Consider the following 20,975-nt stretch of genomic DNA (forward strand, 5'->3'; position numbering starts at 1 on the left):
CTCAGCCTCTCATCAGCCCGGCGCGCGCAGGAAGTCGACCACCAGCGCTACCTGGTCGGGCGCCACCAGGGTGGGCGCGTGGCCGATGCCGGCCAGCTCAACCAGGCTGGCGCGCGGACCGCGCTCGGTCATCTCGCGCGCCGTGGCCTCCGACAACACGTCGGACTCGGTGCCCCGCAGCAGCAGCGTGGGTGCCGCGATGCGGTCGTAGCCGGCCCAGAGGATGGCCTCGCCGGCGGCCGCGATCTCGGGCGTCAGCGTGCGCACCGGCTCGGCAATGGCGGGGTCGTAGTGCAGCTTGAAGCCGTCGCCATCGGGCACCAGCATGGGCGCGGTGAGCGCCAGCCACTGCTCGCGCGTGTGCGGGCCGAAGCCGGGCGAGATGGCCCACAGCGCGTCGGCCGCTTCCTCCAGCGTGTACCAGTGCGCCGGCTGGCCGAGGTAGCGCTTGAGCCGGTCGAGGAAGCGGGTCTCGACGCGCGGGCCCACGTCGTTGAGCACCAGGCGCCGCACCAGGCGCTGGCCGGCGCCGTCGGCCAGGCTTGCCAGCACCATGCCGATGAGGCCGCCCATCGAGGTGCCGACCCAGTCGACCTGGGCCACGCCCAGGCGGGCCAGCAGCGTCACCATGTCGGCCACATAGGTGGGCAGGCCGTAGGCGCGCGGGTCGGCCAGGCGCTCGCTGCGGCCGCGGCCGACGACGTCGGGGCAAACCACGCGGTAGTCACCTTGCAGCGCACGCGCCAAGGTGTCGAAGTCGCGGCCCTGGCGCGACATGCCGTGTACGCAGACCAGCACGCGCGGATTGGCCGCGTCGCCCCATTCCCAGTACGCCATGCGGTGCAGGCCGCGGGCGTCGATGCAGGCGATGTGGTTCAGGCGCGGTTCTGACATGGTGGGCTCGGGCACGGGGCAATCGCGGCATGGTATCAACCGCGGCCGGGTTCATTTCCGGTTGCGGCCGGCGCCGAAAGACATGTAACAGATGGTCAAGAATCCGGGGTCGACAGTGAAACCGCGGCCCACAATGCGGCTGTTACATTTTCGGAGCCCTCCTCTATGACAGCCACCGTCAACGCCCGGCCCGACCGCATCGTCGTGGTCGATGACGATGCGCGCATCCGCGACCTGCTGCGCCGCTATCTTTCCCAGGAAGGCTTCGACGTGCTGCTGGCCGAGGACGCCAAGGCGCTGAACCGCGTGCTCACGCGCGACACCGTCGACCTCATCGTGCTCGACCTCATGCTGCCGGGCGAGGACGGCCTGTCGATCTGCCGCCGCCTGCGCGCCGCCAACGACCAGACGCCCATCATCATGCTCACGGCCAAGGTCGAGGATGTCGACCGCATCGTCGGCCTCGAGGTCGGCGCCGACGACTACCTGCCCAAGCCCTTCAACCCGCGCGAACTGCTGGCGCGCATCCACGCCGTGCTGCGCCGCCGCCCGGCGCCCGAGGCCCCCGGCGCACCCAGCAAGGAGGCGCAGATCGTCAACTTCGGGCCCTTCGAGTTCGATCTCTCGCTGCGCAAGCTCAGCAAGAACGGCGAGCAGATCGCCCTCACCACCGGCGAGTTCAGCATGCTCAAGGCCCTGGTGCGCCACCCGCGCCAGCCGCTTTCTCGCGACAAGCTGGCGCAGCTGGCGCGCGGGCGCGAGTTCGAGCCCTTTGATCGCAGCCTGGACGTGCAGATCTCGCGCCTGCGCAAGATGCTCGAGCCCGACCCGGCGCAGCCGCGCTACATCCAGACAGTGTGGGGCGTAGGCTATGTCTTCGTTCCGGACGGCACCAACTAAGCGCTCGCGGTGCCTCGCCGGCTCTTCCTCGGCCTGAGCCTCTTCTGGCGCACCTTCTTCCTGCTGGCCATGCTGCTGGCAGGGGGCATCGTCGCCTGGGTGACGACCTTGCGCGCGCTCGAGCTCGAGCCGCGGGCGGTGCAGTCCGCGCAGCAGACGGCGGCGCTGGTCAACGTGGCCCGCGCCGCGCTCAAGCAGAGCGACGGCATCAACCGCGTCGCCCTGCTCAAGAGCCTGGGCTCGCAGCAGGCGGTGCGCGTGGCGCCGCGCGAACCCAGCGACGAGTGGGAGCCCTACGAGATCGACCGCTTCACGCGCCGCGTCGCCGCCGAGTTGCGCGCCGTGCTGGGGCCGGGCACGGTGGTGGCGCGCAGCGTCAACGGCCGCACCGCCATGTGGGTGGGCTTCATCATCGAGCGCGATGCCTACTGGCTGCAGGCCGACGCCGCCGCCGCACCCATCAGCGGCGGCACCTGGATGGTCTGGATCGGCACGGCGCTGCTGGCCACGCTGCTGGGCGCCGCGGTCAGCTCGCGCCTCATCAACAAGCCGCTCAAGCAGCTGTCCTTCGCGGCCAGCCGCGTGCGCGAGGGCGACCTGGATTCCCAGCTCGACGAGAACACGCTGACGAGCGAGATCCGCGAGGTCAACCGCGGCTTCAACCGCATGGCGCGCGAACTGGCGCGGGTGGAGGAAGACCGCGCCGTGATGCTGGCCGGCATCAGCCACGACCTGCGCACGCCGCTGGCACGCCTGCGCCTGGAAGCCGAAATGAGCGTGCATGACGAGGAAGCCAAGAAGAACATGGCGCTCGACATCGACCAGCTCGACGCCATCATCGACAAGTTCATGGACTATGCGCGGCCGGGCGAGTCGCTGCTGCGCCCGGTCAACGTGGCCCAGCTGATCGAACGCGAGGCCTCGGCCTTCCGCGACCCCTCGCAGATCCGCATCGTCATCCGCGTCGCGCCCGACCTCGACGTGCTGGCCGACGAGACCGAGCTCGGCCGCGTCTTCCTCAACCTGTTCGAGAACGCGCGCCGCTACGGCCGCGGCACCTACACCGGCATCGCCGACGTGCTGGTGACCCAGGGTAGGACCGGGCCCTGGGCCATCATCAGCGTGCGCGACCAGGGCCCCGGCGTGGCGCCCGAGAAGCTGCCCCAGCTCACCACACCCTTTTTCCGCGGCGACGCGGCACGCACCGCGGCCACCGGCGCCGGCCTGGGCCTGGCCATCGTCGAGAAGGCCATGCACCGCATGGGTGGCACGCTGGAGCTGGCCAACGCACCCGACGGCGGCCTGGTGGCCCATCTGCGGCTGCAACGCGTCGATTGAGCACGCCGACGATGGCGGCGGCGCGGCGCATCCGCTAAGCTGGCGCGATGCCTGTCCTGCTGCCCCCTGCCTGCCTGGACTACGCCCTCTGTGCCGTGGGCGCGGCGGACGATGGCGAGGGCTACGAGCCGCTGCCGGGCCCCTGGGATGCCGCTGGCGTGGCGCGAACGCTGGCGCCGGCCCTGCTCGATGCCCGGCTGCTGGCCGAATTGCGCCACTTGGCCTGGGCCCATGGCAACGGCACCGACTTGTCGCGCGTCGATGACCACCGGCTGCTGGCGCTGATTGCCGCGGCGGTGGCGGGCGGACGCCTGCAGCTGTGCCGCCGCGTCGAGGCCATGGCCGAGGCCGGCATTGCCGCCGAGGCCGGCATCGGCGGCGGTGGCGGCAAGGCCATCGCGCCGCCGCCCGGCACCGAGTCGGCGCCGCCGCCCCCCAGCCGCGCCCCCGCGGCGCCGCCGCGTCCACCGCCACCACCCGCCCCGGCCCCGCCAGCGCCGCCGGCCGTCGAAGTGGAAATCGCCATCGATGAAGCCGCCCAGGCCGCCGTGCTGCGCGAGGCGTCGCGCGACGGCGTGCCCTTCTGCGCCGAATGCGAGAAGCGCCGCCTCGAGCAGGAAGCGGCCCTGGCCTGACGATGGACACCGCCATCCGCGAACGCCTGCAACAGGCGCTGTTTCCCAGCGGCAGTTCTCTCGGCACGACGCGCTCCCTCAGCGTCTGGGCCGTGCTCGACGGCGCCCGCGACCCCGCCATCCACCGCGCCCTTTTTGAGTCGCGCCTGGAGCACCGCTGCCTGTTCACCGGCCGCGGCGGCCTCCTCTCGCGCGAGCTGGAACTGGCGGCGCCGCAGCTGGTCGAGCTGCCGCCAGGCCACGCGCTGGGCCTGCGCCTGCTGGACGAAGGCTGGGGCCAAAGCTGGGGCATCTGGCTGCGCATTGCCGACCCGTCCAACCTGCGCCACCACCTGCGCACCCTGCTGCGCGTGCAGGACGAGGACGGACAGCGCATGCTGTTTCGCTGGTACGACCCGCGCGTGCTGCGCCTGTACCTGCCGACCTGCACGCCCGACGAGTTGCGCCAGTTCTTCGGCCCGATCGACAGCCTGATGCTGGAGGCCGAGGGCGGCGCCGGGCTGATCGAATACCGGCGCCACAACGGCCTGCTGCAGCAGCGGCGGCTGAGTCTGGCCGAGGCGGCGGAGCCTGATCGCGCCTGAGCCGGGCAGATCGGGCCTTGTCAGCCCAGCTCCGGCTCCAGCCGCAGCAGCAGGCACACCGCACGCGCCTCGATGGCGCGGCCCTCGCCCACCGGGCCCATCTTCTCGGCCGTCTTGGCCTTCACGTTCACCGCATCGGCGGCCAGCCCCAGGGCCTGGGCGATGCTCTGACGCATGGCCGGGATGTGGGGCGCCAGGCGCGGCGCCTGGGCGATGACGGTGCTGTCGATGTTGATCAGCCGGTAGCCGGCGGCGACCACGCGGCGCGCCGCCTCCTGCAGCAACTGGCGCGAATCGGCGCCGCGAAAGGCGGGGTCGGTGTCGGGGAAGTGGCCGCCGATGTCGCCCAGTCCGGCGGCGCCGAGCAGGGCATCGGTGATGGCGTGCAGCAGCGCGTCGGCGTCGGAGTGGCCGAGCAGGCCATGCGTGTGCGGGATGGTCACGCCGCCCAGCACCAAAGGGCGGCCGGCGACGAGCTGGTGGGTGTCCCAGCCCTCGCCGATGCGCAGTGAGGCCAGGTTCATCGTCTTGTCTCCAGCAGGCGGGCGGCGAGCGCGAAATCGGCCGGCCAGGTGAGTTTGAGGTTTTCCAGCTCGCCGGCCACCAGCTTGGGCGCCAGGCCCAAGGCCTCGATGGCGCTGGCCTCGTCGGTGACCTCGGCCGTTGCACCATCCAGCGCCCGCTGCAGCAGGCCAAGGCGGAACATCTGCGGCGTCTGCGCCGCCCATTTGCCGGCGCGCGGCACGGTGGCGACGGCGCGGCACTCGGATTCCTGCTTGAGGGTGTCGGCCAGCGGCAGCGCCAGCAAGCCGCCCACGCCATCGTCACGGCAGGCCGCGATCAGGCGCTGCACCCAGGCCGGCCGCAGCAGGCAGCGCGCGGCGTCATGCACCAGCACCCAGTCGTCGTCGTGTACGCCGCGGCGCTGCAGTTCGGCCAGGCCGGCAGCCACGGTGGCGGCTCTCGAGGCACCGCCGCAGCGCGCCACCCAGGCACGTTCGCCGTTGAAGGCCTGCACGGCGGCTTCGAAAAAGGTGTCGTCCGGCGCCAGCACCACCAGCGTGGCGGCCAGTTCCGGCACCGCGGCCAGGGCCTGCAGCGTGTGCGCCACCACCGGCTGGCCGCACAGGCACTCGTACTGCTTGGGCCCGGCCGTGCCGGCGCGCTGGCCCACGCCGGCGCAGGGCACGAGGGCATAGAAGAGCGGGGCGCGGTCCATGGGAGGGCGGATTCTAGAATCCGTGCCTCCACGCCCCGCCGCGCCCATGCCAACCCCGGCCGGGGCGGCAGGGGCTTGCTGCAAGTCCGCCACCGATGCACCTGCCTTCCATCGCGCCCGGCAAGCGCTACACGCTGCCACGCCCCGTGGGTTCGGGCGACGCGCTGCTGCTGGCGCGGCTGGCGCGCAGCCATGCCGACGCCCAGCGCCTGCTCGCCGTCTTCACCGCCGAACCGGCCGACGCGCCGCGCCTGGCCGATGAACTGCCCTTCTTCGAGCCCGGGCTGCGCGTGGCCGTCTTCCCCGACTGGGAGACCCTGCCCTACGACAACTTCAGCCCGCACCAAGACCTCATCAGCGAGCGCCTGGCCACGCTGTGGCGCATCCACAGCGGCGAGGTCGATGTCGTGCTGCTGCCGGCCAGCACCGCGCTTACCCGGCTGGCGCCGCCCGCCTTCCTGGCCGGCACCACCTTCCACTTTCGTCAGAAGAGCCGCCTCGACGAGGCCAGGCTCAAGGCCCAGCTCACGCTGGCCGGCTACCAGCATGTGAGCCAGGTGGTGTCGCCGGGCGAGTACGCGGTGCGCGGCGGCCTGATCGACCTGTTTCCGATGGGCTCGCCCCAGCCCTACCGCGTCGACCTCTTCGACGACGAGGTTGACAGCATCCGCACCTTCGATCCCGACAGCCAGCGCAGCCTCTACCCGGTGCCCGAAGTGCGCCTGCTGCCCGGACGCGAGTTTCCGATGGACGAGGCGGCGCGCACGGCCTTCCGCGCCCGTTGGCGCGAGAAGATCGAGGGTGACCCGACACGCGCCCGCGTCTACAAGGACATCGCCAGCGGCATCGCCAGCGGCGGCATCGAGTACTACCTGCCGCTGTTCTTCGACGAGACGGCGACGATCTTCGACTACCTCGGCGCCGGTGGCAGCCACCCGGCAGCCCTGGTGCTGCACGGCAAGGTGGACGAGGCGCTGGAGCGCTGGTGGGCCGACACGCGCGAGCGCCACCGCTTCCTGCAGCACGACCCCGAGCGCCCGCTGCTGCCACCGGCCGCCGTCTTCATGCCGGCCGAGGAATTCTTCGGCCGCACCCAGGGCCACGCCACGCTGTCGCTGCGCGGCTCTGACGCCACCGGCGCCAAGGAGCCAGACGCGCCGCTGGCCTGGGCCCGCCCGCTGCCCGATCTCTCGCTTGAGCGCGGCGGCACCGACCCGATGGGCGCGCTGGAAAAGCACCTGGCCGCCACCGCCCACCGCGTGCTGCTGCTGGCCGAGAGCGAGGGCCGGCGCGAGAGCCTGCTCGAACTGCTGCGCGACCGCGGCATCCGGCTGCCCACCACGGCCACGCTGGCCGAGTTCATGGCCGGCGACGAGAAGCAGGCCATCGCCGCGGCGCCGCTTGCCGAGGGCTTTCACTGGTTCGAGCCCGAAGCCGGCATCTCGATCCAGTTTGTCACCGAGACCGAGCTCTTCGCGACCACGCCGCAGACGCGGCGCCGGCGCAAGCAGGAGCAGGTCAGCAATGTCGACGCGCTGATCAAGGACTTGTCGGAGCTGAAGGTGGGCGACCCGGTGGTCCACCTCAACCACGGCATAGGCCGCTATCAGGGCCTGGTCAACATCGACATCGGCGAAGGGGCGAGCGAGTTCCTGCACCTCGAATACGCCGACAAGGCCACGCTTTACGTGCCGGTGGCCCAGCTCCACCTGATCAGCCGCTACACCGGCGTCAGCGCTGACGAGGCGCCGCTGCACAAGCTGGGTTCGCCGCAGTGGGACAAGGCGCGGCGCAAGGCCGCCGAGCAGGTGCGCGACACCGCCGCCGAACTGCTCAACCTCTATGCCCGCCGCGCCGCACGCGAGGGCTTTGCCCACCGCTTCAGCCCGCAGGACTACGAGGCCTTTGCGACTTCCTTCGGCTTCGAGGAAACCGCCGACCAGCGCGCCGCCATCCACGCCGTGATCCAGGACATGGTGAGCCCGCGGCCGATGGACCGCCTGGTGTGCGGCGACGTCGGCTTCGGCAAGACCGAGGTGGCGCTGCGCGCCGCCTTCGTGGCGGTACACGGCGGCAAGCAGGTGGCCATCCTGGCGCCGACCACGCTGCTGGCCGAACAGCACTGCCAGACCCTGGTCGACCGCTTCGGCAAGTGGCCGGTGAAGATCGCCGAGTTGTCGCGCTTTCGCAGCCCCAAGGAAGTGAAGACCGCGCTCGAAGGCATCGCCGACGGCAGCGTCGACATCGTGGTCGGCACGCACAAGCTGCTGTCGAGCGACGTCAAGTTCGCGCGCCTGGGGCTGCTCGTCATCGACGAGGAACACCGCTTCGGCGTGCGCCACAAAGAGGCGATGAAGGCGCTGCGCGCCGAGGTCGACGTGCTCACCCTCACCGCCACGCCGATACCGCGCACGCTGGGCATGGCGCTCGAAGGCCTGCGCGACCTGAGCGTCATCGCCACCGCGCCACAGCGGCGACTGGCCATCAAGACCTTTGTGCGCAATGAGGGCAGCGGCGTCATCCGCGAGGCCGTGCTGCGCGAGTTGAAGCGCGGCGGCCAGGTCTACTTCCTGCACAACGAGGTCGAGACCATCGAGAACCGGCGCCAGAAGCTGGCCGAGCTGCTGCCCGAGGCGCGCATCGCCGTCGCCCACGGCCAGATGCCCGAGCGCGAACTCGAGCGCGTGATGCGCGACTTCGTCGCCCAGCGCCACAACCTGCTCTTGTGCAGCACCATCATCGAGACCGGCATCGACGTGCCCAGCGCCAACACCATCGTGATGAGCCGGGCCGACAAGTTCGGCCTGGCACAGCTGCACCAGTTGCGCGGGCGCGTCGGCCGCAGCCACCACCAGGCCTATGCCTACCTGCTGGTGCCCGACGTCGAGGGCCTCACCAAGCAGGCGGCGCTGCGCCTGCAGGCCATCCAGGAGATGGAAGAGCTGGGCAGCGGCTTCTACCTGGCCATGCACGACCTCGAGATCCGCGGTGCCGGCGAAGTGCTGGGCGAGCACCAGAGCGGCAACATGATGGAAGTGGGCTTCCAGCTCTACAACGACATGCTGGCCGAAGCGGTGCGCTCGCTCAAGGCCGGCCGCGAGCCCGACCTGCTCAACCCGATGGCGGCCACCACCGAGATCAACCTGCACGCACCGGCCCTGCTGCCCGACGCCTATTGCGGCGACGTCCACACCCGGCTCAACCTCTACAAGCGCCTGGCCTCGGCCGAGAAGCCCGAGCAGATCGATCTGCTGCTCGAGGAGATCACCGACCGCTTCGGCAAGCTGCCCACCCAGGGCCAGACCCTCTTCGACACCCACCGCCTGCGCGTGCTGGCCAGGCCCTATGGCGTGGTCAAGATCGACGCCGGCCCCAGGTTGATGAACGTGACCTTCCGCCCGCAACCGCCCATCGACGCGCGCCGCATCATCGAGCTGGTGCAGAAGAACCGCGCCATCAAGCTGGCCGGCAACGACAAGCTGCGCATCGAGCGCGAGATCGCCACGCCGGCCGAGCGAGCCCACTTCATGCGTGATTTGTTGCGCAGCCTGGGTCCGCCTGTGGCGACGGCCGGGGGCTGACCCCCGCGGCTCGGGGCTTCAGGAAAGACCCTGCAGCGCTTAGGGTGCAGCCTCGATCCTTTCGCACCTGGGCACCCCATGCACCTCCGTTCGATCAAGTCGCTGGCCGCACTGGCCCTGACCCTCGCCGCCCCGTGGGCCAACGCCGGCATGCTGGGCAGCCTGGCCACCATCGGCTACCACTACGAGAGCACGCATTACACCGACAGCCTGCTCGTCGGCGCGGGTGCCGAGGTCACCTGCCCCACCGGCGCGTTCTCGATGTGCTCGGCGCTGATCGCGGCCACGCAGACGGTGGATGTGGGTGAGAACTATCTCGCCTACAACTTCACCAGCACCACCGGCAACACGTCGGGCTTCAACGACGTCACTCCCAGCTACTTCGTCTTCGACGACCTGCAGCCGGGTGGCGACATCACGGGTTTCACGCTGTCGACCAACATCGCCGGCCTGGACGCGGCAAGGGTGAGCTACACGGTGAACGGCGTGCATGTCGACATGCACGGCCTGCCCCTGGGCATGGCGGGCAGTTTCCGCATCGAGCTGGTCACCGCCGGGCAGGCCCTGCCCGAGCCGGCTTCGGCGGCGTTGGCGGCGCTGGCGCTGGGTGGGCTGGCCCTGACGCGCCGCCGCCGCTGACGCGCTGCGGCCAGCCGCCGGCGCGGCGGGATAATCGGGCCACCCCGACCCGACCCCGCCCGCCCTTGCCCCAAGAAGTTGCCCCTGGCCTGTTCGTGCGCGGCTTCGCGCCGCCGCTGAATCTGGCCGATTTCGCCCTCGTCGCCTTCGACATGGACTCGACGCTGATCAGCATCGAGTGCATCGACGAGATCGCCGCCGCGGCCGGCCGCAAGGCCGAGGTCGCGGCCATCACCGAAGCCGCGATGCGGGGCGAGATCACCGACTACCGCGACAGCCTGATGCGCCGCCTGGCCCTGCTGCGCGGCGTCCACGAGGAAGCGCTGGCTGCCGTCTACGAGCAGCGGCTGCGCCTGAACCCGGGCGTGGAGGCCTTTGTCGCCGCCTGCCAGGCCGCGGGCCTGCGCACGCTGCTGGTCTCGGGCGGCTTCACGTATTTCAGCGAGCGCGTGCGCCGGCGCCTGGGCCTGGACTTCGCGCGGGCCAACCACCTGGAGATCGACGACGGCCGCCTCACCGGCCGCCTGGTTGCACGGCCGTGGGGCGACGTGGTCGACGGCGCCGAGAAGCGGCGCACCTTGCTGGAAGTGGCCGAGTTGATGGGCATAGCCACCGAGCGCGTCATCGCCGTCGGCGACGGCGCCAACGACCTGCCGATGATGGCCGTAGCCGGCCTGTCCATCGCCTACCACCCCAAGCCCGCGGTGCGCGCGCAGGCCATGATCAGCATCGACAGCGGCGGCATGGACCGCGCACTGGAACTGCTGCGCTGATTGACGCCGGGGCGCGGGCCGCGCCTCTAGGGGTTGAAGACCAGCAGCACGCGGTGTGTGCGCTCGGCCGGCAGCGGGTCGTAGCGCCACTGCTGCAGCGCCTCCACCACATAGCGCTGGATCTGGCGGGGCACCGGCGGCAACAGGGTCACGGTGGCCACGCTGCCGTCGGTGCGTATCGTCAGATCGGCCTGGACATCGGGAAGCCGCCCCAGCTCGCCCTGCACACGCACCGGGATGATGGGTTCGACCATGATCACCAGTTGGGGCCTGGCCTCCGGCATCGGGGCCGGTATGGGTGCCGCCGCCTGGGGCAGCGCCGGCAGGTCGGCCACGGCCGGCGCGGGCGCCACCCGGCTGGCCAGGGCCGGCACCGGCGTCGCCGTTGCATGGCCTTGCAGCGCCGGGTCGCTGAGCGTGGCCTCGTTGACCGGCGGCGCAGCAGGTGGCGCCGGTCGTGGGCTGGCGGCGGCGGTGGCGGGCACGGCGGCGGCGGTGGCGGGCACGGCGGCGGCCACGACCGGCACGGTGGCAGGCGCGGCACCCGGTGCAGGTGCGGGCTGGGCCCGCGCGGCCGGGGCGGCGGCGCCTGGCGCGGCCTCGTTGTCGCGGCCCTTGGGACGCGCCTTGCCGGCCTCGAGGATCACGCGCATCGGATTGGCGGCCTGCCGTTGGGCGCGTGCCATCGCGGCCGAGGCCGCCTCGGCCGCGGCGTCGGCGCGCGCCGGTGCGGTCTGGGCATGCAGCGCCGGCACCAGAAGCAGCAGCGCAGCCGCAAGCGCCAACAACGCGAACGGCGCACAACAGGACGCGGCGCCCGCGGCAGGCATGGCACGCGCGGCACAACGGACAAGGACGGTACTGCTGGGACTCATGGCGGCTCTGGAGCAATGCCTGGGTGAGAGGGCCGCGGCCGGGCGGAAGGGTGAGGGCGCCACGATTCTAGGGAGCGCACCCGGACAAACCAGCTAACGCCGGCCCTGGCGCGTTTCTACGATGCCACGGGTCCAACCCCCACCCAGACAAGGAAAACCATGACCCAGCCGACCAAGTACCTGCTCGACGAGAGCCGGATGCCCACCCATTGGTACAACATTGCCGCCGACCTGCCGACGCCGCTGGCGCCGCCGCTGCACCCGGGCACGTTGCAGCCGCTGGGGCCCGACGACCTGGCGCCGTTGTTCCCGATGGAACTCATCCTGCAGGAGGTGAGCACCGAGCGCGAGATCGCCATTCCCGAGCCGGTGCGCGAGGTCTTCAAGCTCTGGCGGCCGGCGCCCCTGGTGCGCGCCCACCGGCTCGAGAAGGCCCTGGGCACGCCGGCCAAGATCTACTACAAGTACGAAGGCGTCTCGCCGGCCGGCTCGCACAAGCCCAATACCGCCATCCCCCAGGCTTGGTACAACGCCCAGGCCGGCGTGAAGAAGCTCACCACCGAGACCGGCGCCGGCCAGTGGGGCTCGTCGCTGGCCTTTGCCGGTGCGCTGTTCGACATCGAGGTGCAGATCTTCCAGGTGCGCGTCAGCTACGACCAGAAGCCCTACCGGCGCGCGCTGATGGAGACCTATGGCGCGACCTGCATCGCCTCGCCTTCGAACCTGACCCACTCCGGCCGCGCCATCCTGGCAGCCCATCCCGACCACCCCGGTTCACTGGGCATCGCCATCAGCGAGGCGGTAGAAGTGGCCGCCACCCACGCCGACACCAATTACGCGCTGGGCTCGGTGCTCAACCATGTGCTGATGCACCAGACCATCATTGGCCAGGAAGCGATGTTGCAGCTGGAGATGGCCGGCGACGACCCCGATGTCATCGTCGGCTGCACCGGCGGCGGCAGCAATTTCGCCGGCATCGCCTTCCCCTTCCTGGGCCAGCAGCTGCGCGGTGGCGGCAAGACCAAGCAGCGGCGCATCGTCGCGGTGGAGCCAGCGGCCTGCCCCAGCCTGACACGCGGCAGGTTCGCCTATGACTTCGGCGACACCGCCCACCTGACGCCGCTGACCAAGATGCACACCCTGGGCAGCACCTTCACGCCGCCGGGCTTCCACGCCGGCGGCCTGCGTTACCACGGCATGGCACCTCAGGTGAGCCACCTCAAGGACCTGGGCCTGATCGAGGCCGTGGCCTACCCGCAGAACGCCTGCTTCGAGGCCGGCGTGCTGTTCGCCCGCGCCGAAGGCATCGTGCCCGCGCCCGAGGCCAACCACGCGGTCAAGGGCGCCATCGCCGAGGCGCTGCGCTGCAAGGCCGAGGGCCGCAGCGAGGTGATTCTCTTCAACCTCTGCGGCCACGGCCACTTCGACATGAGCGCCTACAGCAACTACCACGCCGGCAAGTTGGTCGACCAGCCCTACGACGAGGCCGAGCTTGCAATGGCACTGGCCGGGCTGCCCTCGGTGCCGGCCTGATGCCCTGCCCCCGCTGACGCTGGCGGGGCCGCGCCCCGTCAGCGCAGTTGGCGGGCCAGGAAGGCCTCGAGCCGGCGTGCAAAGTCGAGCCGCGTCTCGAGCTTGAGCCAGCCGTGGCCCTCGTCGGGGTATTCCACCCACTCCGGTGGCCGGCCGGCGCTGGTGAGCGCATCGCGCATGCGCTTGCCGTGGACCGGCGCCACCCGCCAGTCCGAGCCACCGATGGCCATGAACAGCGGCGCCTTGATGCGCTCGGCGTGCAGCACCGGCGTCACGCTCTCCAGCATCGCCAGATCCTTGACCGGGTCGCCGATGAGGACCGGGAATGAATACTCGCGCGACTCGTCGGTGAAATCGTGGTCAACCCGCCACTGGAACATCAGCCGCGGGTCGGTGACCGCCACCCAGGCGGCACCACAGCGATAAAGCTCGGGGTGGCGAATCAGGCCCATCAGCGTGGCATAGCCGCCGTAGCTGGCGCCGGCAATGCACACGCGCTTCGGGTCGGCCAGGCCCTTGGCCACTGCCCACTGCAGGGCATCGGCCACGTCGTCCTGCATCGCCTGCCCCCATTGCCTGAAGCCGGCACGGTGGTGGGCCGAGCCGTAGCCGGTGCTGCCACGAAACTCGGGCTCGATGACGAGGTAGCCGCGCGAGGCCAGGAACTGCGCGTCGTCGTTCCATTCCCAGCTGCGCCCGCGCACCCAGGGGCCGCCATGCACCAGCATCACGGTGGGCAGTGGCGCCTTGGCATTGCCCTGCGGGCGCGTCAGCCAGATCGGCAGTTCCAGGCCGTCGCGGGCGGCGATGCGTTCGAAATCGGTCTGCGCCATGCGTGCCGGGTCGATGCCCATGCGCACGTCGATGACCTTGTCCCAGCGGCCACTGGCGGCATGGTGTACCCAGAGCTGGCCAGGGTCGGTGTCGGACCAGGCCCGCGCCAGCGTCACGCGGTCGGGTCGGTCGCAGCGGCGGCAGTTCAGCCTCACCACCCGCCCCGGCAGGCGCTTTTCGGCCTCGGCCTGCAGCGCGGCCATGCCGGGATCGAACCAGACGGTGGACTCGGCATCGGTGAGCACGCGCACGCCCAGGGCCTTGCCGCCCAGCGTCTCGCTGACGATGTAACCGTTGAAGTCGAAGCCCTTGGTGCGCACCAGGGGTTCGGGCCGCGGCTTGCCGGTCTCGAAGTCGAAGGTGGTGAGCACCGTGGTGCCGGCCTTGCCCTCGGGCCGCGAGACGTAGAGCTTGCCCTCGCTGTCGATGAAGCGCGGCCGGAACGGGGCCGTCAAGCTGTCGTACTCGGCGATGCGCCGCCAGGCCGCGTCCGGCGCATCGCGCCAGTGCAGCGCGGTGCGGCCCTGGTGCTCGGTCTGCACCAGGCGCGGCTCGCCGCGGGCATCGAAAAGCCAGCGCCTTGCATGGTCGGGGGCACCCAGGGCCAGCGACGAGGTTCTGCGCGTGGTGACGTTCAGGCGCAGCGGCAGCACGGTGGCGCGTGAGCCCGCCGCGCCCCAGACGCTGCGGCCGACGACGACCTCGTCGCCGCCGCCGTCGGGCACATGCAAAAGGCCGTGGCTGGTGTCCAGCGGCTCGCGCCCGGGGCGGGCACCCTCGGTGACGAAGGCCAGCGAAGACTTGACCAGCAGGTTCAGGTCTTCGCCGGTGCGCTTGACGCTGAAGAGGCCGGGGCCGAAGCGCTGGTCGCCGCTGCCACGCTGGCTGTCGACGAGGTCGAAGACCAGGCGCTCGTCGTTGACCCAGTAGAAATCATCGACGTCGGCGTCGATGAACTTGGCCGCCATGCCCACGGCCTTGAGCGTTTCGAGATCGATGACGGCCAGCCCGATGCGCGAGGCGCCATAGCCGGTGGAAATGGCCAGCCAGCGCCCCGAGGGCGAGAGCTGAGCCCGGTTGACATCGGGCGCGCGGTAGAAGACCTCAGCGGGGATGAGACCCGTGGCCGCAGTCGCGGGCGCCGCATCGGCGGCGAATGCAGGCGCCGCCGCCGCCGTCAAGAACGTGGCCGCTGCAACCCATTGCCGAATTCGCCTCATGCTCGCCTCCCCGGCCTCTGTGCGGGCCAGGCGCATTCTTGATCAGCCCGGCCGCTGAGGCATCAGCCGAATGCGCAAGGGGAGTCTTCAGCCCGCCAGCTGGGCCCAGACCTTGTGGCTACGGCGTGACATGCCCTTCGGGCAAATGTCAGCCTGCGCCGAAAACTTTGGGGTCAGGCAGAGAGTTGAGCCCAAAGTTTTTCAAGCCGCTTCACGCTCACCGGCTGCGGCGTGCGCAGTTCCTGGGCGAACAGGCTCACGCGCAGCTCTTCCAGCAGCCAGCGGTATTCGTCCATGCGCGCGTGGCCGGCACCCTTGAGCTCGGCCGTGCGGCGCAGCCAGCGCTGCTCCAGCGGGCGCAGCTCGGCCAGGCGGGCGGCGTCGCGCGCCGGGTCGGCGCGCAGCTTGTCCAGGCGCAGCACGACGCCCTTCAAATAGCGCGGCAGGTGCTGCAAGGCCGCCCACGGCGTGGTGGCCAGGAAGCGCTTGCCGACCAGGCGCTGCAGCTGGGCCTGCACGTCGTCGGCCACCTCGCGCGGCGCCTTGGCGTCCTTGAGCTTGCGCTGGGCAGCTGCATATTCCAGCAGCACGGCCTGGGTCTGGCGCGCCACCTCCTGGGCGATCAGCGCCATGCGGGCGCGGCCTTCGTCGATGCGGCGGCGGAAGGCGGCCTCGTCGGCGGGCAGCGGCTCGGCCAGGAAGGCGCGGTCCAGTGCCACATCGATGATCTGCTCGCGCAATTCCTCCATCGTGCCCAGGCCCATGTAGGCCGCGGCCATCTTCTGCAGCTCGGGGATGTTCTTTTCGAGGTACTTGAGCGGCTCGCGCAGCTGTAGCGCCACCAGCCGGCGCAGGCCCGCACGGTGGCGGGTGGCGGCTGCCTCGGGCTCGTCGAAGACCTCGATCTCGACGTGACTGCCACGGTCCAGCAGCGCCGGGAAGCCCACCAGCACCTGGCTGCCACGGCGGATTTCCATCAGCTCGGGCAGTTCGCCAAAGGTCCAGGCGGTGTAGCGCGCCGCCTCGGCGGGCGCGGCCGGGGCCGGCGGGGTGACGATCTGGGCGCTGACGCCGCGGCCGGATGAGGGCGTGGCGGCGGGCGCCGGCGCTGCGGCCGGAACCGCCGTCGTCTGCGCCAGCTTGAGCACCGCGAGCGCCTGGAAGGCGCTGCGCGCCTGCGCGCCCAGCTCGGCCTTGAGCCCGGCCAGGTCACGCCCCATCCCGAGCTGGCGCCCGTGCTCGTCGACGATGCGGAAATTCATGAACAGGTGCGGCTGCAGCTGGTCGAGCTTGAAGTCGTTGCGCTGCACCGCCAGCTGCGTGCGCTCGCGCACCGCCTTGAGCAAGGCCTCCATCAGGCTGCCCTGGGCGAAGGGCACGGTGGCGCAGAACTCGGCCGCGTAGTCGGGCAGCGGCACCAGGCGCGAGCGCGGGCGCTGGTGCAGGCTCTTCACCAGGGCCAGCACCTTGCCCTGCAGCATGCCGGGCACCAGCCATTCGCAGCGCTCCTCGCTGGCCTGGTTGAGGGCGTAGATGGGCAGGCTGACCGTGACGCCGTCCTTGGCGTCACCCGGCTCGTGCAGGTAGGCGGCGGCGCAGTCGATGCCGCCCAGCCGGATGCTGCGCGGAAAGGCGTCGGTGGTAATGCCGGCGGCCTCGTGCCGCATCAGCTCGTCGCGCGTCAGCTGCAGCAGCTGCGGCTGCTTCTTCACTTCCTCGCGGTACCAGCGCTCCAGCAGCGGACCGCTGCAGACCTCGGCCGGCAGCTGCTGGTTGTAGAAGGCGTGGATGAGGTCGTCGTCGATCAGCACGTCCTGGCGGCGCGCCTTGTGCTCGAGCTCCTCGACCTGGGCGATGAGCTTGCGGTTGTGCGCCAGAAAGGGCAGGCGCGTCTCCCACTCGCCGCCCACCAGGGCCTCGCGGATGAAGATCTGGCGCGCCGCCGCGGGGTCGACGCGGCCGAAGTTGACGCGCTTGTTGTTGTAGACGACCACGCCATACAGCGTGGCGCGCTCCAGCGCCACCACCTCGCCGGCCTTCTTCTCCCAGTGCGGCTCGAGCAGCTGGGTCTTCAGCAGGTGGCCGGCCACGGCCGGCAGCCATTGCGGCTCGATCGCCGCGATGCCGCGGCCGAACAGGCGCGTGGTCTCCACCAGCTCGGCGGCGATGATCCAGCGCCCCGGCTTCTTGCTCAGGTTGGCACCCGGGTGGCGCCAGAACTTGATGCCGCGCGCCCCCAGGTACCAGTCCTCGTCGTCGCTCTTGCAGCCGATATTGCCCAGCAGGCCGGCCAGCAGCGACAAATGCACCTGCTCGTAGGTGGCGGGCGCGCCGTTAAGGCGCCAGCCCTGCTCGGCCACCACCGTCATCAGCTGGCTGTGGATGTCGCGCCACTCACGCACGCGGCGCGGGCTGATGAAGGCATCGCGCAGGCGCTGCTCCTGCTGGCGGTTGGTGAGCTTGTGGCTGTCGACGCGGGCCTCCTTCTGCGGCCGTCCTTCTGGAGGATGACCATGCACGCCGCGGCCTTCCTCGATCCACTTCCAGAGCTTGAGCGTGCCCATGAACTCGGACTTCTCGTCGTCGAAGGGCTTGTGCTTCTCGTCGGCGGCGGGGGCCCTGTCGAGCGGGCGGTCGCGCACGTCCTGGCCGCTCAACGCGGCGGCGATCACCAGCACCTCAGTGAGCGCCAGGTGCTTGCGCGCCTCGAGGATCATGCGGCCCACGCGCGGGTCCAGCGGCAGCCGCGCCAGCTCCTTGCCGATGGGCGTCAGCTCGTTGGCCTCGTCCACCGCACCCAGTTCGGCCAGCAGCGCGTAGCCGTCGGCAACGGCCTTGCCCGGCGGCGCCTCGACGAAGGGAAAGTCCTCCACCGTGCCCAGGTGCAGCGCCTTCATGCGCAGGATCACCGCGGCCAGGCTGCTGCGCAGGATCTCGGGGTCGGTGAAGCGCGGCCGCGCGGCGAACTCGTCCTCGCCGTAGAGGCGGATGCAGATGCCGTTGGCGACGCGCCCGCAACGCCCGGCACGCTGCTGCGCCGCGGCCTGGCTGACGGCTTCCACCTGCAACTGCTCGACCTTGTTGCGCCAGCTGTAGCGCTTGACGCGCGCCAGGCCGGCGTCGATGACGTAGCGGATGCCGGGCACCGTGAGCGAGGTCTCGGCCACGTTCGTCGCCAGCACGATGCGGCGACCGTTGCCGGCCTCGAACACGCGGTCCTGCTCGGCCTGGCTCAGGCGCGCGAATAGCGGCAGGATCTCCGGCTGCGGCCCGCCGCGGCCGTGCGCCTGCTGCAGCAGGTGGCGGCGCAGGTGATCGGCGGTGTCGCGGATCTCGCGCTCGCCGGGCAGGAAGACGAGGATGTCGCCGGCCCCCTCGCGCCACAACTCGTCCACCGCGTCGGCGATGGCCTCGTCGAGGCCGTAGTCGCGCTTCTCTTCAAAGGGGCGCCAGCGCTGCTCCACCGGGAACAGCCGCCCCGAGACCATGATCACCGGCGCCGGCCCGCGCGCCGACTCGAAATGGCGCGCAAAGCGGTCGGCGTCGATGGTGGCCGAGGTGACCACCACCTTCAGGTCCGGCCGCCGCGGCAGCAACTGCTTGAGGTAGCCGAGCAGGAAATCGATGTTGAGGCTGCGCTCGTGCGCCTCGTCGATGATCAGCGTGTCGTAGGCGCGCAGCAGCGGGTCGCGCTCGGTCTCGGCGAGCAGGATGCCGTCGGTCATCAGCTTGACGCTGGCGCCGGGCTGAAAGCGGTCCTGGAAGCGCACCTTGTAGCCGACCACCTCGCCCAGCGGCGAATTCAGCTCGTCGGCGATGCGCTTGGCCACGCTGCTGGCGGCAATGCGCCGCGGCTGGGTGTGGCCGATCAGGCCGCGCCCGCCGGCCCCCAGGCCGCGGCCGAGTTCGAGCGCGATCTTGGGCAACTGGGTCGTCTTGCCCGAGCCGGTCTCGCCACAGACGATGATCACCGGGTGCTCGCGCAGCGCACGCGCGATCTCTTCGCGCCGGGCCGAGACCGGCAGCGCTTCAGGGTAGGTGATCGGCGGGACGGGGTGGGCCGGAGGCGCTGCGCGCGGGGCCCGGGTTTCGCTCACGGGGGGCGGATTATCTCCGCCCCGGGCATCACATCGAATAGGCCATGATGCTCAGCACCGCGCCCTGCGGGTCCTGCAGCACCGCCATGCGGCCGACGCCGGGGACATCCATCGCCGGCACCAGGGTCTTGCCGCCCAGAGCGGCGCACTTCTCGAGCACCGGCTCGACCTTGTCGACCGTGACATAGCAACCCCAGTGCGGCGGCATCGGGGGCGCACCGGGCGGCATGGCCATGATGCCGCCGACGGCGGTCTCGCCAACGTTGACGACGCGGTAGCCGCCCATGGCCTCGCCCATGTCCTTGGCCGTCCAGCCGAAGAGCTGGCTGTAGAAGCCCGCGGCGGCCGCGGGATCGGTGGTGACCAGTTCGCTCCAGCTGAAGGCGCCGTGGGTCTTGAAAACGTCCATTGCTGTCTCCGTCCTGTGGGGCCGCGATGTTGCGACAGCGGCCCCACAGCGTCAACGACACCGACGTGACACGGCACAATCGCAGCCCGATGAGCCTCGTGTTTCCCCACACCTTCGTGCCCTGGTTCCGCGCCGTGGCGCCCTACATCCACGCCTACCGGGGCAAGACCTTCGTCGTCGCGCTGGCGGGCGAGGCCATCGCCGCGGGCAAGCTCAACACCTTCGTGCAGGATCTGTCCATCCTGCACGCCATGGGCCTGAAGCTGGTGCTGGTACACGGCTTTCGCCCCCAGGTCACCGAGCAACTGGCGGCCAAGGGCCATGTCTCGCGCTATGCGCGGGGCATCCGCATCACCGACCCGGTGGCGCTTGACGCGGCGCAAGAGGCCGCCGGCCAGCTGCGCTTCGAGATCGAGGCCGCCTTCTCGCAGGGCCTGCCCAACACGCCGATGGCCAATTCCACCGTGCGCGTGGTGTCCGGCAATTTCCTCACCGCACGGCCCGTGGGTATCGTCGACGGCGTCGATTTCATGAACAGCGGGCTTGTGCGCCGCGTCGACCAGTTCGCGATCCGCCGCGCCATCGAATCGGGTGCGCTGGTGCTGCTCAGCCCCTTCGGTTTCTCGCCCACCGGCGAGGCTTTCAATCTGACCATGGAAGACGTGGCCACTGCCACCGCGGTGGCGCTGCAGGCCGACAAGCTGGTCTTCATGACCGAGATTGCCGGCATCCGCGAAAACCAGGACGACCCCGAGAGCGCCATCGACACCGAAATGGCGCTGGCCGACGCACGCCGCCTGCTCGAAACCCTGCCCACGCCGACCCAGCCCAGCGACACCGCTTTCTATCTGCGTTATTGCGTCAAGGCCTGCGAGAGCGGCGTCGAGCGTTCGCACATCCTGCCCTATGCCACCGACGGCGCGCTGCTGCTCGAGGTTTTCACCCATGACGGCGTCGGCACCATGGTCGTCGACGAGAAACTCGAGAGCCTGCGCGAGGCCGGTTCCGACGACGTTGGTGGCATCCTGCAATTGATCGAACCCTTCGAGCGCGACGGCACCCTGGTGCGGCGCGAGCGCAAGGAAATCGAGCGCGATATCGAGTACTACAGCGTCGTCGAGCACGACGGCATCATTTTCGGCTGCGCCGCGCTCTACCCTTATCCCGAGGCGCGCACCGCCGAAATGGCCGCGCTCACGGTGTCGCCGCTGAGCCAGGGCCAGGGCGACGGCGAGCGCCTGCTCAAGCGCATCGAGCAACGCGCCCGCGCCGCCGGCCACGAAAGCCTGTTCGTGCTGACCACGCGCACGATGCACTGGTTCATCAAGCGCGGCTTCGTTCCGGTCGATCCGGAATGGCTGCCCGAGGCGCGCAAGCGCAAATACAACTGGGACCGGCGCTCGCAGGTGCTGGTCAAACGTCTGATATCAGCCTGAGAGGAATC

16 protein-coding genes are annotated in these 20,975 nt (G+C 70.6%); 9 read left to right on the plus strand and 7 right to left on the minus strand.

Annotated elements, in window-relative coordinates; genetic code table 11:
* Positions 1-12: 12 nt before the first annotated feature.
* Positions 13-894, minus strand: coding sequence for an alpha/beta fold hydrolase (locus JMV16_RS03235; RefSeq protein ID WP_201492693.1), 882 nt, complete (start codon positions 892-894; stop codon positions 13-15).
* 165 nt (positions 895-1,059) lie between these two features.
* Between JMV16_RS03235 and ompR the strand changes: the two genes are divergently transcribed.
* The 4 genes from ompR to JMV16_RS03255 all read left to right on the plus strand — a co-directional run bounded on the left by ompR (position 1,060) and on the right by JMV16_RS03255 (position 4,351).
* Positions 1,060-1,794 carry a two-component system response regulator OmpR gene (gene ompR, locus JMV16_RS03240; RefSeq protein ID WP_201492694.1) on the plus strand — a complete coding sequence of 245 codons (735 nt, stop codon included), beginning with the start codon at positions 1,060-1,062 and terminating at the stop codon, positions 1,792-1,794.
* 69 nt (positions 1,795-1,863) lie between these two features.
* Positions 1,864-3,132, plus strand: a complete 1,269-nt coding sequence (locus JMV16_RS03245) for a sensor histidine kinase (protein ID WP_201492832.1) — start codon at positions 1,864-1,866, stop codon at positions 3,130-3,132.
* A 47-nt stretch (positions 3,133-3,179) separates the two neighbouring features.
* Entirely contained in the window at positions 3,180-3,767 is a 588-nt protein-coding gene (locus tag JMV16_RS03250) for a hypothetical protein (protein WP_201492695.1), read from the plus strand.
* Between the two features lie 2 nt (positions 3,768-3,769).
* On the plus strand, positions 3,770-4,351 hold the full coding sequence (locus JMV16_RS03255; protein ID WP_201492696.1) for a DUF4123 domain-containing protein: 582 nt from the start codon (positions 3,770-3,772) through the stop codon (positions 4,349-4,351).
* A 20-nt stretch (positions 4,352-4,371) separates the two neighbouring features.
* Here JMV16_RS03255 and ispF read toward each other — a convergent pair whose 3' ends face one another.
* Both ispF and ispD read right to left on the minus strand, forming a co-directional pair.
* A complete protein-coding gene (ispF, locus tag JMV16_RS03260) occupies positions 4,372-4,875 on the minus strand; it encodes a 2-C-methyl-D-erythritol 2,4-cyclodiphosphate synthase (protein WP_201492697.1) in 504 nt (167 codons plus the stop codon).
* Positions 4,872-5,570 (minus strand): 2-C-methyl-D-erythritol 4-phosphate cytidylyltransferase, encoded by a 699-nt coding sequence (gene ispD / locus JMV16_RS03265; RefSeq protein WP_201492698.1) that lies wholly within the window; start codon positions 5,568-5,570, stop codon positions 4,872-4,874. Before ispD ends, ispF begins: the two co-directional genes overlap by 4 nt.
* Before the next feature lie 95 nt (positions 5,571-5,665).
* On the opposite strand from ispD, the gene mfd reads away from it, so the two are divergent.
* From mfd to serB, 3 genes are all read left to right on the plus strand, one after another.
* Entirely contained in the window at positions 5,666-9,151 is a 3,486-nt protein-coding gene (mfd, locus tag JMV16_RS03270; protein ID WP_201492699.1) for a transcription-repair coupling factor, read from the plus strand.
* Positions 9,152-9,229: 78 nt separating this feature from the next.
* On the plus strand, positions 9,230-9,790 hold the full coding sequence (locus JMV16_RS03275) for a hypothetical protein (protein ID WP_201492700.1): 561 nt from the start codon (positions 9,230-9,232) through the stop codon (positions 9,788-9,790).
* A 65-nt stretch (positions 9,791-9,855) separates the two neighbouring features.
* Positions 9,856-10,563: a phosphoserine phosphatase SerB gene (gene serB, locus JMV16_RS03280; protein ID WP_201492701.1), complete on the plus strand. Its 708-nt coding sequence runs from the start codon at positions 9,856-9,858 to the stop codon at positions 10,561-10,563.
* 26 nt (positions 10,564-10,589) lie between these two features.
* On the opposite strand, the gene JMV16_RS03285 is transcribed toward serB, so the two are convergent.
* Positions 10,590-11,351, minus strand: coding sequence for a hypothetical protein (locus tag JMV16_RS03285; protein WP_201492702.1), 762 nt, complete (start codon positions 11,349-11,351; stop codon positions 10,590-10,592).
* Between the two features lie 246 nt (positions 11,352-11,597).
* On the opposite strand from JMV16_RS03285, the gene JMV16_RS03290 reads away from it, so the two are divergent.
* Positions 11,598-12,971 carry a TrpB-like pyridoxal phosphate-dependent enzyme gene (locus tag JMV16_RS03290; protein WP_201492703.1) on the plus strand — a complete coding sequence of 458 codons (1,374 nt, stop codon included), beginning with the start codon at positions 11,598-11,600 and terminating at the stop codon, positions 12,969-12,971.
* Between the two features lie 38 nt (positions 12,972-13,009).
* Here the strand turns inward: JMV16_RS03290 and JMV16_RS03295 are convergent, their stop codons facing one another.
* The 3 genes from JMV16_RS03295 to JMV16_RS03305 all read right to left on the minus strand — a co-directional run bounded on the left by JMV16_RS03295 (position 13,010) and on the right by JMV16_RS03305 (position 19,531).
* The gene (locus JMV16_RS03295) at positions 13,010-15,025 is read right to left on the minus strand and encodes an alpha/beta hydrolase family protein (protein ID WP_201492704.1); all 2,016 of its coding nucleotides are present in this window, start codon (positions 15,023-15,025) and stop codon (positions 13,010-13,012) included.
* Positions 15,026-15,198: 173 nt separating this feature from the next.
* Positions 15,199-19,122, minus strand: coding sequence for an ATP-dependent RNA helicase HrpA (gene hrpA, locus JMV16_RS03300; protein WP_201492705.1), 3,924 nt, complete (start codon positions 19,120-19,122; stop codon positions 15,199-15,201).
* Positions 19,123-19,150: 28 nt separating this feature from the next.
* Positions 19,151-19,531 (minus strand): VOC family protein, encoded by a 381-nt coding sequence (locus JMV16_RS03305; RefSeq protein ID WP_201492706.1) that lies wholly within the window; start codon positions 19,529-19,531, stop codon positions 19,151-19,153.
* Between the two features lie 89 nt (positions 19,532-19,620).
* Here JMV16_RS03305 and argA point away from each other — a divergent pair, with 89 nt between their 5' ends.
* Positions 19,621-20,967 carry an amino-acid N-acetyltransferase gene (gene argA / locus JMV16_RS03310; protein ID WP_201492707.1) on the plus strand — a complete coding sequence of 449 codons (1,347 nt, stop codon included), beginning with the start codon at positions 19,621-19,623 and terminating at the stop codon, positions 20,965-20,967.
* Positions 20,968-20,975: the final 8 nt, after the last annotated feature.

The sequence above is a fragment of the Rubrivivax sp. A210 genome (assembly GCF_904426505.1).
GTDB lineage: Bacteria > Pseudomonadota > Gammaproteobacteria > Burkholderiales > Burkholderiaceae_C > Rubrivivax.

What these genes read in the sequence shown, in the direction of transcription:
- JMV16_RS03235 (WP_201492693.1), bottom strand. Translation starts at nt 894, where the DNA reads ATGTCAGAACCGCGCCTGAACCACATCGCCTGCATCGACGCCCGCGGC.
- ompR (WP_201492694.1), top strand. Translation starts at nt 1,060, where the DNA reads ATGACAGCCACCGTCAACGCCCGGCCCGACCGCATCGTCGTGGTCGAT.
- JMV16_RS03245 (WP_201492832.1), top strand. Translation starts at nt 1,864, where the DNA reads ATGCTGCTGGCAGGGGGCATCGTCGCCTGGGTGACGACCTTGCGCGCG.
- JMV16_RS03250 (WP_201492695.1), top strand. Translation starts at nt 3,180, where the DNA reads ATGCCTGTCCTGCTGCCCCCTGCCTGCCTGGACTACGCCCTCTGTGCC.
- JMV16_RS03255 (WP_201492696.1), top strand. Translation starts at nt 3,770, where the DNA reads ATGGACACCGCCATCCGCGAACGCCTGCAACAGGCGCTGTTTCCCAGC.
- ispF (WP_201492697.1), bottom strand. Translation starts at nt 4,875, where the DNA reads ATGAACCTGGCCTCACTGCGCATCGGCGAGGGCTGGGACACCCACCAG.
- ispD (WP_201492698.1), bottom strand. Translation starts at nt 5,570, where the DNA reads ATGGACCGCGCCCCGCTCTTCTATGCCCTCGTGCCCTGCGCCGGCGTG.
- mfd (WP_201492699.1), top strand. Translation starts at nt 5,666, where the DNA reads ATGCACCTGCCTTCCATCGCGCCCGGCAAGCGCTACACGCTGCCACGC.
- JMV16_RS03275 (WP_201492700.1), top strand. Translation starts at nt 9,230, where the DNA reads ATGCACCTCCGTTCGATCAAGTCGCTGGCCGCACTGGCCCTGACCCTC.
- JMV16_RS03290 (WP_201492703.1), top strand. Translation starts at nt 11,598, where the DNA reads ATGACCCAGCCGACCAAGTACCTGCTCGACGAGAGCCGGATGCCCACC.
- JMV16_RS03295 (WP_201492704.1), bottom strand. Translation starts at nt 15,025, where the DNA reads ATGAGGCGAATTCGGCAATGGGTTGCAGCGGCCACGTTCTTGACGGCG.
- JMV16_RS03305 (WP_201492706.1), bottom strand. Translation starts at nt 19,531, where the DNA reads ATGGACGTTTTCAAGACCCACGGCGCCTTCAGCTGGAGCGAACTGGTC.
- argA (WP_201492707.1), top strand. Translation starts at nt 19,621, where the DNA reads ATGAGCCTCGTGTTTCCCCACACCTTCGTGCCCTGGTTCCGCGCCGTG.